Below are 12,557 nucleotides of genomic sequence, written 5' to 3' on the forward strand. Positions count from 1 at the left end.
ACCAAAATGCTTGGTTAGCGTGCCAGCCAGCCGCCGTCTACCGCCAGGGTATGCCCATGCACGTAGCGGGCGGCATCGGAGCATAAGAATATCACAGCGCCGGCCAAGTCTTCTGGCGTGCCCCAGCGTCCGGCGGGGATTCGGCCAAGAATTTCAGCATGGCGCTGGGGGTCGTCGCGCAACGCTTGGGTGTTGTCGGTGGCCATATAGCCAGGGGCGATGCCATTAACGTTGATGTCATGGCCCGCCCACTCATTGGCGAGCAGACGCGTTAGGCCGAGAATGCCGCTTTTGCTGGCGGTGTAGGAGGGCACACGAATGCCGCCCTGAAACGACAGTAATGAAGCGATATTGACGATCTTGCCCGGCGCTTTGCGCTCGATAAGGTGTTTGGCAACCTGCTGTGCGAGAAAAAAAGCGGCTTTCAAGTTAACGTCAATGACGTCATCCCAATCTTGCTCTGAAAATTCAACGGCTGCTGCCCGGCGAATAATCCCCGCATTGTTGATCAGGATATCCACCTTGCCCGCTTGCGCGATCGCCTGTGAGACAATCTCGCTAGGCGCTTGGCTGCCCAGCTCCGCCGTAATGTCGTAAAACTGGCGCCCTAGAGCCTCCACCTGCTGGCGGGTGTCACCCGCAGGGCTGCGGTTGACGCCCACGATATCGGCACCCGCCTGTGCCAGTGCAATGGCAATTCCCTGGCCCAGCCCTTTGTTGCAACCCGTCACCATGGCAACTTGGCCGTTCAGCGAAAATAGCTTCATTGGTCACTCTCCCTGGGTAGTGGTTTAGCGCAGCTCTTTAGAAGCGATAAAGTCCATATCATCGTAGGTCAGGTTTTCACCGCACATACCCCAAATAAAGGTGTAGCGGCGAGTGCCAAAGCCGCAGTGAATCGACCAGCTGGGGTGAATCACGGCTTGTTCGTTGGCAACCACGATATGCCGGGTCTCTTGGGGTTCACCACACAGGTGGAACACCACATCGTCTTCACTCAAGTCAAAGTAGAAGTACACTTCCATGCGCCGTTCGTGGGTATGGCAGGGCATGGTGTTCCACATACTGCCGGGCTCTAACTGGGTAAGCCCCATGGAGAGCTGGCAGGTATCCAGTACATCGGTATGCAGGTACTTATTAATGGTACGCACATTTCCGGTTTCGGGGTCGCCAAGGGTGGTGGGCGAGGCATCTTCCGGGCGGATATGGCGAAGCTGGTAACGTACATGGGCAGGCGTTGAGTTGATATAAAAGCGCGCAGGCTTGGTCGCATCGAGGCTCTCAAAGCTGACTTCACGGCTCTCTTTGGGAATATACAAGCCGTGGTGGGTGCCCAGCTCGACCGTTTCACCGTCGACAGTAATGCGCCCGGGCGCGCCAATGTTGATAACGCCCATTTCCCGCCGCTCTAGAAAATAGTCAACGCCAAGTTCTTTGCCACCGCTCAGGGTAAGCGGTGAATCAGTGGGTACCGCGCCACCGACAATAATGCGGTCAACGTGGCTGTAGGTTAGCGACAGTTGCCCAGGCTCCATAATCTTGGTGACCAGCATTTTGTCACGCAGGCGCTGGGTATCGAGGGTTTTAAAATGATCGCTATGAAGCGCTTGGCGAATATCCATATGAATTTCCTTTAATAGTAAAAGTAAATGGGCTCACGAGAACAGCGTGAGCGGCCACAGGGTGATAGCCGGAAAGACAATGACCAGCAGTATCACCAGGAGATTTGCGAGCAGGAACGGCAGGGCGCCGCGGAAAATACGCCCAATCGAGAGGCCAGTGATGGATGAGCAGACGTTCAGGCACATGCCCACCGGCGGCGTGACCAAGCCAATAGCTAGGCCACTGATCAACAGGACACCAAACTGCACAGGTGAAATATTGGCCAGGGCAAGCACCGGCAGCACCACTGGGGTAATCAGCAAAATCGCGGGGGTCACATCAATAAAGGTGCCGATCAGTAGCACGGCAGCTGCAATCACCAGCAGGAGCAATATCGGGGTAAGATCCAGCCCGCCTAAAAAGCCTGCCAACAGCTGGGGAATCTGCTCCATCGAGAGAATCCACACGTACAGCTGGCTCATGGCAATAATGATCATCACCGTTGCGCTGGTCATTACGGCAGAGCGAAACAGTGCGGGCAGTTCACGCAGTTTGAGGCTTTTAAATACCACCAATGCTAGAAACAGCGCATAGCCCACGCCTAACGCGGCGGACTCAGTGGCTGTAGCGACACCACCGACCACCGCACCCACTACAAACAGAGGAATTAATAGCGCGAGTACCGCACGCTGAATCACCTGGCGGCGCTGTTGCGGGTTTAATCCTGCGTGGGCACGGGGGTAGCCTTGACGACCGGCCATTAGCGCAATGATGCCCATCATCAGCAGGCCAATGAGTAAACCTGGCACAAGGCTCGCCATAAACATGGTGCCGATAGACTGCTGCGCGGTAACAGCGTAGATCACCATGGGCACACTGGGAGGAATGATCATGCCCATGGTGGAAGATGCCACGGTAATACCGCTGGCGGTTTCTACGCTGTATCCCTTGCGTGCCATCTCAGGAATCATGGCGGAACCCACCGATGCCGTATCAGACACAGAAGAGCCCGATATGCCGCCAAAGATCATCGATGTCGAGATATTGACGTGCCCCAGCCCACCTGGAAAACGGCCTACCAACATCAAACAGAAGTCGATCAAGCGCGTGGTAATGCCTGAGGCGTTCATCACCAGCCCCATCAAAATGAACAGCGGCAGGGCAATCATGGTGTACAGATCCATACCGGACAGTACCCGCTGGGGAAGCACGCCAATCAAGCTTGGCTGCATGATCAAGAAGTAGACCAGCCCCGAAAGCCCTAGGGAATAGGCGATGGGCACCCCAATCAACAGCAGCACCATCAGGCTAACAAGCAGTAAAATCATGCCTGGCCCTCCTGCGCGTCTTCTCGTTGAGCTGAGGGGCGCTCTCCACCCACTAGCACCGCCAAGGAAAACAGAATGACCAGTAGCGCGCCAATGGGGACACTGATTTGCACTACCCAATTAGGCACATCCAGCACGGCGGAGCGGAAACGACCCACTTGCCCAATCCAGCTGATACTGAGCCATGCCAAATAGCCATTGAATAGCATCACAAGACAGTGGCGTAAGCGGTTCAGCCAGACGGCTATTGCCGAAGGCAGTGCATCCACAAGCACACTGATACGGATATGCTCGCCGCGCAAAATGGCGACCGATGCCCCCAGTGCGGTGGAATACACAAATAGAAAGCGCATCACCTCTTCAGCACCGGCAAAGCCAATGCTGAATACGTAGCGCAGTATCACCAGTGCCAAGCAGAGCAGGAAAACCGCCGCAATCAATGCGGCGATCAGATTTTCCAGCAGGCTAGCGAAGCGGCGCATTACCCGCATCAAGGCGGTATCTTCCGCCATCGGCTGCGCCAGTGGAGGTGGATTCATTACTCCAATACCTCGGCTTGATCGGTCAGCGCGAGCACTTGCTCTAACTGCTCCTGGCTAAAGTCACCACGCTCAACAAAGTGCTCCCAGACAGGAACGACGGCATCTACGAAGCCTTGGCGGTGTTCGTCGGCGATGTCATTAATGCTCATGTGCTCGCCCAGTGTTTCGAGGTAGTTGGCTTCGGAGGCTAGCCAAATTTCGTTGGAGCGGGTCATCGTCTCCTGAGCGACGTCGTCGACGATCAACTGCAGCTCTTCAGGTAGCTGGTCGTACCACTGGGCGCTGATAAAGAAGGGATCAGGATGGATTTGCCAGTTCAGTAATGACATGTACTCCTGAGCTTCATGAAACTTCATATCGGCGATATTGGAGGGCGGGTTTTCTTGCCCATCGACCACGCCTGTGCGCAGCGCCATATAGGTCTCGGTGTAAGGCACTTGCTGGGGGGATGCTCCCAGATCTTCAAACGCGCGCAGCGTGGGAGCCAGCGGCGGGGTGCGAATCTTCAAGCCACGGAGGTCATCAACTTGATTAACGGCGCGAACGTTATTGGTTAACTGGCGCATACCGCCTGCAACGCCGGTCACCGGTATATGCAGCTGGCTTTCTCGTGCGCCTTCATTAATGGCCTGGCCAAGCTCGCCCTCCATCACGTCAATAGCCTGCTCAGGCGTGGTGAACAGGAACGGCATGGTATAGATCAGGTAGGCGGGGTTAGCTTGGGCAAACAAACCACCGCGATAGCCCTGAATAAGCCCCATTTGGACTTGCTGAAGTACGTCCTCCTCCTTCCCCAGGGTGCCATTGAAATAGAGTTCGACAGCGATACGCCCATCACTGCGCTCTTCAAGCGCTTCTTTGAAGTAGCGCATGGACTCAGAACGCGGCGCCTCATCGGTTTGCGAATGAGCATACTTGAAGGTGAAATCGGCAGCTTGGAGCGACGTGGTGAAGCCAATAGCGAGGCTGGCCATCATTAAGTGGGTTAGGCGCATGGAAGGTTCTCCGTTTTATTGTGATGTTTTTGTTGCGATGCGATGGTTGTTTTCTCAAATATAAAATCTGTTTTTATATTTGATGTGAGACCAAGCTTAACGTCATTCCTGCATAGGTCAATGCTTGGGCTATGCGACATTGGTCGCGATGCATATTTTCAGTACAGAGAGAGGGGGTTATAAGCACGCAGGCGGCGTCGTCGGCAGGCACGGGAAACATGCCTGTCGAGGGTGGGCGTTGGAGAGTTGATTAGCGGCGGTTAATCAGTTAACCAAGCAACCGCGATCAGAAGTGTAGGCGCGCAATGGCGGTGGGAAGCTCGCTGGCGTGGTGGATACCAATCGCCCCTTCGGGGGTGAGTTCTTCATTAGGGAAGTGGTTGAGGTGAATCACGTGCATGCCCGCCGCTAGCCCCGCTTCCACACCCACCGCCGCGTCATCGATCACCACGCACTGCTGAGGAGCATGGCCCATAGCGGCGGCAGCTTTACGGTACAGCTCGGGGTCGGGTTTCCAGACATTGAGGGTATAGGCGCTAAAGAGCTTGTCAGCAAAGTGATGGCCTAGTTCGGTGCTTTCCAGCGCACAGCGAATTTTGCGCTCGGGGCCATTAGAGACCACGGCCTTGGGGTGGCTACTTAACTGTTCCAGTGCGGCGACCATACCAGGAATCGCCACCAGCTCGGCACGCATACGGGCTTCCATACGCGCCCGCATACCTGCCTCAAGCTGGGAAAATGCATCTTCTGCTAATGTTTGAAAACGCTTTTCCAGGGTTTGGACGATCGTCTGGAAACGCACCCCGCGAAATTCATCCATATACTGACGCGCTGAAAAGGGTAAGCCGAACTCGGGAAGAATATCCCCCATTACCTCGGCAAGCAGTATTTCGCTATCCACCAGGGTGCCATCGCAATCGAACAGTAAGCACAGGGGCGTGGCTGGCTTCATTGATAGGTTTCCTCGTTGACTAAGCTAATTGGCCGCTCACCCTGGAGTGCTAGACGCATATTATCCACCGCTCGCTGGGCCATGGCGTCGCGGGTCTCATGGGTAGCAGAGCCGATATGCGGCAGGGCGACCACATTGGGCATCTTCGTCAGCGGTGACGCAGCGCGTAGTGGCTCCTGCTCAAATACATCCAGCCCTGCTGCTTGAATAACGCTGGTTTCCAAGGCGTGTATTAAGGCGCTTTCATCGACTACTTTGCCGCGGGCGATATTGATAAAAATGCCTGAAGGCTTCATCAGCGCAAGCTCTTGGGCACCGATCAAATGCTCGGTCTCGGCGGTAAGCGGCACAGTGACACAGACGAAATCGGCTTCAGCCAATAGCTCGTTGAGTTCGCGGCGCTGCGCACCAAGCTCACTCTCTAAATCGGGCTTGGGTGAAGCGTTGGAGTAGAGCACCTGCATACCAAAGCCCAGGGCTCCGCGCCTGGCAACGGCTTGACCGATGCGCCCAAACCCCACCATGCCTAGGGTTTTGCCATGCACATCGCTGCCAAATAGTGCCGGGCCAATGCTGGCTTGCCATTTGCCCGCTTTGACCCACTCGGCTAGTTCAACCACCCGGCGCGCCGCGGCCATGATCAACGCAAAGCCGGTGTCAGCAGTGGTTTCGGTAAGCACATCAGGCGTATTGCATAGCATAATGCCGCGCTTAGTCAGTTCATCAACCGGGATGTTGTCGTAGCCAACCGAGATGGTCGCGATGACTTTCAAGTTGGGCGCTGCGTCCAGCAACTGGGGGGTAATGGCTAAGCCGGAACCGATAATGCCGTGTGTCTCCGCTAATAGAGCGCGATTTTCAGGGGCATCAAGCGAGCTGGTTTTCGGCAACACATCCACTTCAAACAAATCGCTAAGTTCAGTCTGTTGAGCGTCGCTGAGTCGTCCTTGAATCACTAGACGTTTTTTCATTGTTATCTCCATGGTGAAAAGCCTGTTATCTAAAACCTGCTATTTAAAACCTGCTATTTAAAAAAATAGTGTGTGGCGATTAGCCAATGGGCTGGTCGACTTCAAGCGCTAATAGTTGCTCGCGATTAGGCAAACCTTCCATATCACCCACTACCTGGATGGCTTGGGCGCCAATGAGGTTGCCGCGTTGGGCGGCTTGACGCGCCGTTCTTCCGTCAAGCAGGGCGCTAATGACACCGACGGCGAAGCCATCGCCTGCACCTACGGTATCCACCACCTCAGCAACGTGGCAACCGGCCACTGTAAAGCTCTCTTCTTGCCCATCCAGGTTGCCACGGTAATAGCTACCTTCGGGGCCCAGCTTGATGATCACAGCCGAGGCACCTTGATCCAGATAATAGCCTGCTATGTCGTAAGGCGTCTTCTGCCCGGTGAGAAGCTGGCCCTCTGAAAGCCCAGGCAACACCCAATCGGCGCGACCTGCGAGCTCATTAAGGGTCGACCGCATAACGTTTTCGCTGGGCCAAAGTGACGGCCGTAAATTGGGGTCAAAGGAAATACTAGCGCCGTGGGCGCGGGCCTCTTCCATCAAATGATGGCTAAGCTGGCAGGCGCTTTCAGATAATGCTGGGGTAATGCCCGTCGCGTGAAGGTGGTTAAGTGCCTGAAAGTCGACATCCCGGGCGTCGTCAATAGTGAGATGGCTGGCGGCACTGCCACGTCTAAAATATTCAACTCGCGGGTCGGCGCCGTTCTGGGCACGTTCTTTAAAGAGCAGCCCGGTGGGGTGCTGTGCATCGGCGTGAATATAGCGATCATCGATACCTTCCGCTGTTAATGCCGCCTGAATAAACCCTCCAAAGCTATCGGTTCCCACTCGACTTAACCAGCCCACGTGGAAACCCAGCCTGGAGAGGCCGATAGCGACATTATTATCGGCGCCTGCCAAGCGGCGGTGGAAACGCTCAATGCCGGATAAGTCGCCTGGTGAATCAGCGACAAACATAGCCATAGCTTCGCCGAAGGTGAGAATTTCTGGTGGGTTAGAGAAGGAGTGGGGCATAGTCAGTAATCTCTTCGAGTTGTTCATTATCATCCAATGGGAACGATACCATTTTTGTGGCAATTTTTTAGCACCGACTAAAAAAATTAGCGTTGAGTAGAACCTCGTTCGATCAGAGTAGGTGAAAACCTCAGCGCCGCTGGCATTGATGATACGTGGGGAGCAATGCGATGCATCAAGCATTGAACAGCCGTTTTACCCATTGCATCGGTGGGTTGGGCAAGCGTGGTAATGCCGGGAGAGATCAAAGCGCACCAATCGAGTTCATCAATCCCCATCAAGCCTACCTTGCCAAGCAGTAAGTCCAACTGCTGAAACAGGCGGGTCACGGTTAGGGTGGCAGTGCCATTGCCGCACAAGACAGCGCAAGCGTGCTGTTGCTGGGCGGCTAAAAAGTCGCTTAATTCTTGAAGCGTTGCAGTGCCATCTGAGTTAGCAAGCAGGGAGGATGAATGAATAAGCCCCAACTGCTCGGCAGTGTGGTTAAAGCGGGCCAAGCGTTTTTGTCGGGTGCTTGACTGCTGGGGAGCTTCGCTGACATACAGCACGGCCTGGTAGCCCTGATCGGCCAAGTGTTCTAGCGCCATATCGACCGCCAGGTGATTATCGAGTCCAACCACCTCCGCTTCCACATGATCGACTTCGCGGTCTAGCAGCACAATGGGTGTCCCCTGGCTGATGAAAGTATGTAGTTGGCGTTCAGGGCTGCCGGATGCATTTACCACGAGACCTTCCACCTGATAGGCACCCAACAGGTCTAAATGCTGGCGCTCCTGTTCTGGGTCGTTATCAGTATTACATACTACCAATGAGTAGCCGTATTGGCGGCACGCTTGCTCTACACCATGTGTGATAGCCACTGAAAATGGGTTGCGGATATCTGCCACCAACATACCTAACAATTTAGAGCGACCACCTTTTAACCCGCGTGCCATTTGATTTGGCTGGTAGCCAAGGGTACCTGCCGCATGGGCGATGCGCGCTTGAAGTGAGGGCGAGAGCCGATCACGCTCTTCGCCAAAATAGCGCGATACGCTGGTTTTAGAGGCACCAGCGAGGCGGGCTACTTCAAGAATGGTGGAACGGCGCGGTGTAGGTGGCATAGTGTACTTTAAAATAGAGTGCTTAAATAAATAGCGTTTTGCGTTAAAGTGTCTTCCGTTACATTGTGATTAACGGAATGAAAGTAGCTCAATTTTGGGTGTTTGCTAGGCCAAAAGCAACGGAGTGCGAGCCGCTAAGGGTGATTGGCCATATGAATATTGTAGTCTGTGGGGTTCACCGTGCCCTCAAGACGCCCAATTTGAGTAAAGTCACTATTTTCAAGAACCGTGTCAATAGATGTGTCTCTAAAGGAGAGGTTTTTAATAACGTTAACTTTACACGGCATTCCCTTTGCATCTACATCCATTATCCATGCTAAAAAACCGTTTGAGAACTTTGCTAAGCTACCGATTGGGTATAAGCCAAAGTGTTGGATATACTCTACAAGTAATGACTTTTCATAAATAGTTGGGCAGTTATTAACCCAGCGGTAGGCATCAAGAGGTTGCCGCGGATGCTGACCATTTCGCTCATGGGTTAATTTATTGATTATTTTAATAACACTGATTAATCGAACACGCTCGGATAACTCTGCAGCCTGCTTTCCTGCTGGATAGCCGCTGCCATCGAGCCGTTCGTTGGCATTGAGGATAATGTCATGGCAGGCTGGGCTGGCGACCCAGCCCAGTGCCGTTAGCTTGTTATTCAGTGCAACAACATGTTCTTTGAGTAGCTCGGCTTGCGATGGAGACATGCGAATTTTAAGTGAGGGGAGCTGTTCGCTAATCAGCAGTGGTTTACCCATGGTGTGTAGTAGGGCGCCCGCTACTGTTTCCCGTGTCTGTGGCGCGTGTGGGTCACGACTGATCAGGATCATCGCTAGCTGGCTACTCACTTGTATGGCATGGCGAACCCACTCGGGTTCATCATGCAAAAAAGCCAGCGCATACTGAAGCCCCCTTCGGTCTTGAGTGACCATATAAAGAAGGCTGTCGACACACTCATAGAGGCTCTCTTCTGGAAATAAGTCTTTGTTTTTAGTAAACATTAACATGACTTGTAGCTGGTGAGCGACTTCAAGAACACCGCGTAGCAGAGGAGATCGTTGGCTACTCTTGGTTTGATCATGCTCTTCTTTGTGCTGCATTTTCTTCTCTTTGGCATCTGCGATGAAAAGCCGCGACTTAGCACGTGAATTGCTATTTTGTAGCCCTGAACGAAAAGCGGCTTCGAACTCAGACTCCGATACATAATGGAAAAGTGTTTCAGCCATTGTGGCTGTCATATTAATAAACTCAATACCGATAGCCGCGTAGTCGTGGCTTCCAAAAGGGCGCATATGACGAATACGCCCCTGAGTATTGAATGTTTCTCCGTTTGGAAACTCGAGTGTTACCTCTGGCAGCGTCTGGTTAACGCTAAGGGCCATGCTGTCTTCGAGGCTGACATACACCATGCAGCCGCCCACTGAAAGGTTACGCACTTTTCCTTCCACATTAAGCTCATGAGCAAAGACTTCAAGGTGCACACGTGCATGCATACCAAGAATAAAAGGAACGCGTAGAGCACCTCTATTATCGGAAGCAAAAATAGAGTTGGGAAGCTGACACTCAAGATGGTAAGTGCAGGCATCTATCTTAATGACGTGTGCAGGTACTTGCTCAATGTTGTAAATTTCTTCTTCTATACCAGGTGAAGGGTGCGAAGCCTCTATGTCAAAGCAAATAGTTTCGTTTTTAAAATATGGAGAAAGCGAATTTCCGGTGTAGTGAATAGCTAAGGTTATTTTTCCGGTATCCAGCTCCATCTTAATTGCCTTCGCTTCTATGGCGTAGGCTGCTTCTTTAGAAAAGATAGAAATAGCATGCTCTTTTTTTAGCAGTGAGCGTATTATCTGCCCAGTGGTATTTTGGTTCGCCGTATCGATAATCATATAAAACCCACCGTATTTATTTTGTTATAATTTATATCGACTTGGTGGTGACTGCTATATGCTTCTATTGCTTGTCACTTCTACCATGATAGGACATTTTTCCTGTGTCGATTAGCTATTATTTCGCTCCAGTTTGCAAACCGATTTATATCTATTTTAAGAGACATTTGTAATGATTTGATAACTTTTGTTTGTGTTTGATGCAGGCCAGGCCGCCATTCGGCCGGGTAGGGATAATCAGGTAAACTGCACGCTTTCTTTTACAGCGATGCTCGCGGCATGCCCTCAAACCCTAAATCACTCCATTCTCAATCGAGCAGCTATGAATTAACGCCGTCTGGCGATCGCTATTTCGATGGCCTGGCCGAGAAATTCTCCCGTTCGCTCTATCAGGCGCCCCGGGGCGAGCTGCGTCTCGCAATGCTCGACTACCTGCTACCGGAAATGCTGAATCTAGAGGGGCAGTGCGTGCTGGACGTGGGCGGTGGCCTGGGCCAGCAGGCGGCATGGTTTGCTGAGCGGGGGCACGATGTCACGATGACTGAACCCTCAGCAGATATGTTGAGCTACGCCAAAACCTGGCACCGGGACGTTAAAACGTTACCGGAAGAGGCGATTACTTATCTGCAGGCGCCGCTACAACTGTTAACAGAACAAGCTCCTGGCCCATGGCCGCTCATTACCTGCCATGCAGTGTTGGAGTGGTTGGGCGACCCGCAAGCAGCACTGGCTACCTTGAGTCATTTATTGACACCGGGTGGCCAGCTTAGCTTGATGGTGTTTAATCGCGATGCACTGCGCTTTTCCAACGCGGTCAAAGGCAATCTTGAGAAGGCGTTGAGCGACCGCTTAGCGGGGAAGGGCAAGCGACAACGATTGACGCCTATTTCGCCTGTTAGTCATGCCGAGGTTGAGCAGTGGAGTGCAGATAACGGCTTAGTGATAGATGCAGTCGCCGGTATCCGCGTTTTTCAAGATTACTTGCGCCACCCTCCCGCCACGCCAGTAGAAACTGAAACGCTGCTGGCGCTGGAAAAAAAGTATTGTCGCCATGACCCCCATTGGCGCTTAGGCCGCTACCTACTTTATACATTAATTAAACCGGAGATCGTTGAATGAGTGCCCAAGCCCCAGCGTGCCAACTGTTAGAGCGGCAAAAAGATAACTATGTAGCGCTGTGGGTCATTGGCCCGCCAGTCGATAGCTGGCTTATTGATCAATCGTCGGGTGTGGTCAGTGGCGATTTTGACGTACTGCGTGAGTGGCAGGCGAAAGGCAAGCAGGCCCGAACGCCTTTTGACTTGGCGGTGGGTGAGCCATTCGGCAAAGAGGTAGTGCTGTTTTGGCCGAAGACGCATCAGTTAGGTATTTGGTGGCTCAAGTGGTTATGTGAGCAGCTACCTGAAGGCACACCCATTGAAATTGTCGGCGAGCATCAAGGTGGCATTAAACGCGTTCCCAAGATGCTGGAAGAGCTGGGGATGCCTTGGGATAAGCGCGACAACGCCCGGCGCTGTTCACTCTTTGCCACCCAAACCGTGGCATTGGATTCGACTAGCGATAGCGCTTGGCAGCAATTCGAGACATTAGGGCTGACGCTGAACAGCCACCCGGGCGTATTTGGCCACGGCAAAGTCGATGAAGGAACGCTGTTACTGTTGGAAAGCATTGAGAATAGCTTGCCGAAAAAACCGCTCAAAGTGCTGGATATGGGCTGTGGCGATGGGATTATTAGCGCTTGGTTGGCCCAGCGTGGCCATCATGTGACCGCAGTGGACGTCAGCGCTTTTGCGGTAGAGGCGTGTAAGCGCACCTTGGCGGCGAATGGGCTAGAGGGGCGGGTACTCTGCAGTGATGTATTCAGTGCACTTGAAGGTGAGCAGTTTGACTGGATTGTTAGCAACCCGCCTTTCCATAAAGAGCGTGATATCAGTTATGGCCCTAGCCAGCGTTTGATCAGCGCAGCGCCAGAGCATCTCAATGCGGGCGGGCGGTTAATCCTGGTGGCAAATGGCTTTTTGCCCTATCCAGACCTCTTGCAGCGGGCATTTCAAGACTTCCAGACCCTGGCGGATAATCGCCGCTTCAAGGTTTACGGTGCGATTAAGTCACAGCGCTAGGTCTACG

The 12,557-nt window shown here is 53.1% G+C and carries 12 protein-coding genes; 2 read left to right on the top strand and 10 right to left on the bottom strand.

All coding sequences use genetic code 11. The features are described from left to right. Positions 1-14: 14 nt before the first annotated feature. From kduD to LMS44_RS08085, 10 genes are all read right to left on the bottom strand, one after another. Positions 15-767 carry a 2-dehydro-3-deoxy-D-gluconate 5-dehydrogenase KduD gene (gene kduD / locus LMS44_RS08040; RefSeq protein ID WP_278369588.1) on the bottom strand — a complete coding sequence of 251 codons (753 nt, stop codon included), beginning with the start codon at positions 765-767 and terminating at the stop codon, positions 15-17. Positions 768-791: 24 nt separating this feature from the next. Continuing rightward, positions 792-1,622 carry a 5-dehydro-4-deoxy-D-glucuronate isomerase gene (gene kduI, locus LMS44_RS08045; RefSeq protein WP_498947210.1) on the bottom strand — a complete coding sequence of 277 codons (831 nt, stop codon included), beginning with the start codon at positions 1,620-1,622 and terminating at the stop codon, positions 792-794. 33 nt (positions 1,623-1,655) lie between these two features. Then, positions 1,656-2,930 (bottom strand): TRAP transporter large permease, encoded by a 1,275-nt coding sequence (locus LMS44_RS08050; RefSeq protein WP_498947211.1) that lies wholly within the window; start codon positions 2,928-2,930, stop codon positions 1,656-1,658. Continuing rightward, on the bottom strand, positions 2,927-3,469 hold the full coding sequence (locus LMS44_RS08055; protein ID WP_022524036.1) for a TRAP transporter small permease: 543 nt from the start codon (positions 3,467-3,469) through the stop codon (positions 2,927-2,929). Before LMS44_RS08055 ends, LMS44_RS08050 begins: the two co-directional genes overlap by 4 nt. After that, complete coding sequence (locus LMS44_RS08060) at positions 3,469-4,467, bottom strand: TRAP transporter substrate-binding protein (RefSeq protein WP_498947212.1); 999 nt, start codon at positions 4,465-4,467, stop codon at positions 3,469-3,471. Before LMS44_RS08060 ends, LMS44_RS08055 begins: the two co-directional genes overlap by 1 nt. Positions 4,468-4,753: 286 nt before the next feature. Beyond that, the gene (locus tag LMS44_RS08065) at positions 4,754-5,419 is read right to left on the bottom strand and encodes an HAD family hydrolase (protein WP_041158001.1); all 666 of its coding nucleotides are present in this window, start codon (positions 5,417-5,419) and stop codon (positions 4,754-4,756) included. Further along, positions 5,416-6,390: a 2-hydroxyacid dehydrogenase gene (locus LMS44_RS08070; protein ID WP_498947213.1), complete on the bottom strand. Its 975-nt coding sequence runs from the start codon at positions 6,388-6,390 to the stop codon at positions 5,416-5,418. The genes LMS44_RS08065 and LMS44_RS08070 overlap by 4 nt, the downstream gene beginning before the upstream one ends. A 79-nt stretch (positions 6,391-6,469) precedes the next feature. Continuing rightward, positions 6,470-7,453, bottom strand: a complete 984-nt coding sequence (locus LMS44_RS08075; RefSeq protein ID WP_474193105.1) for a sugar kinase — start codon at positions 7,451-7,453, stop codon at positions 6,470-6,472. A gap of 86 nt (positions 7,454-7,539) precedes the next feature. Beyond that, complete coding sequence (locus LMS44_RS08080) at positions 7,540-8,556, bottom strand: LacI family DNA-binding transcriptional regulator (protein WP_474193104.1); 1,017 nt, start codon at positions 8,554-8,556, stop codon at positions 7,540-7,542. 134 nt (positions 8,557-8,690) lie between these two features. Further along, entirely contained in the window at positions 8,691-10,430 is a 1,740-nt protein-coding gene (locus tag LMS44_RS08085; RefSeq protein ID WP_498947214.1) for an HD domain-containing phosphohydrolase, read from the bottom strand. A 279-nt stretch (positions 10,431-10,709) separates the two neighbouring features. On the opposite strand from LMS44_RS08085, the gene LMS44_RS08090 reads away from it, so the two are divergent. Both LMS44_RS08090 and LMS44_RS08095 read left to right on the top strand, forming a co-directional pair. Then, entirely contained in the window at positions 10,710-11,549 is an 840-nt protein-coding gene (locus LMS44_RS08090) for a methyltransferase domain-containing protein (RefSeq protein ID WP_041158005.1), read from the top strand. Continuing rightward, entirely contained in the window at positions 11,546-12,550 is a 1,005-nt protein-coding gene (locus LMS44_RS08095; protein ID WP_498947215.1) for a 16S rRNA (guanine(1207)-N(2))-methyltransferase RsmC, read from the top strand. The genes LMS44_RS08090 and LMS44_RS08095 overlap by 4 nt, the downstream gene beginning before the upstream one ends. Positions 12,551-12,557 lie beyond the last annotated feature (7 nt).

It is taken from the genome of Halomonas profundus, from assembly GCF_020865425.1.
GTDB lineage: Bacteria > Pseudomonadota > Gammaproteobacteria > Pseudomonadales > Halomonadaceae > Vreelandella > Vreelandella titanicae.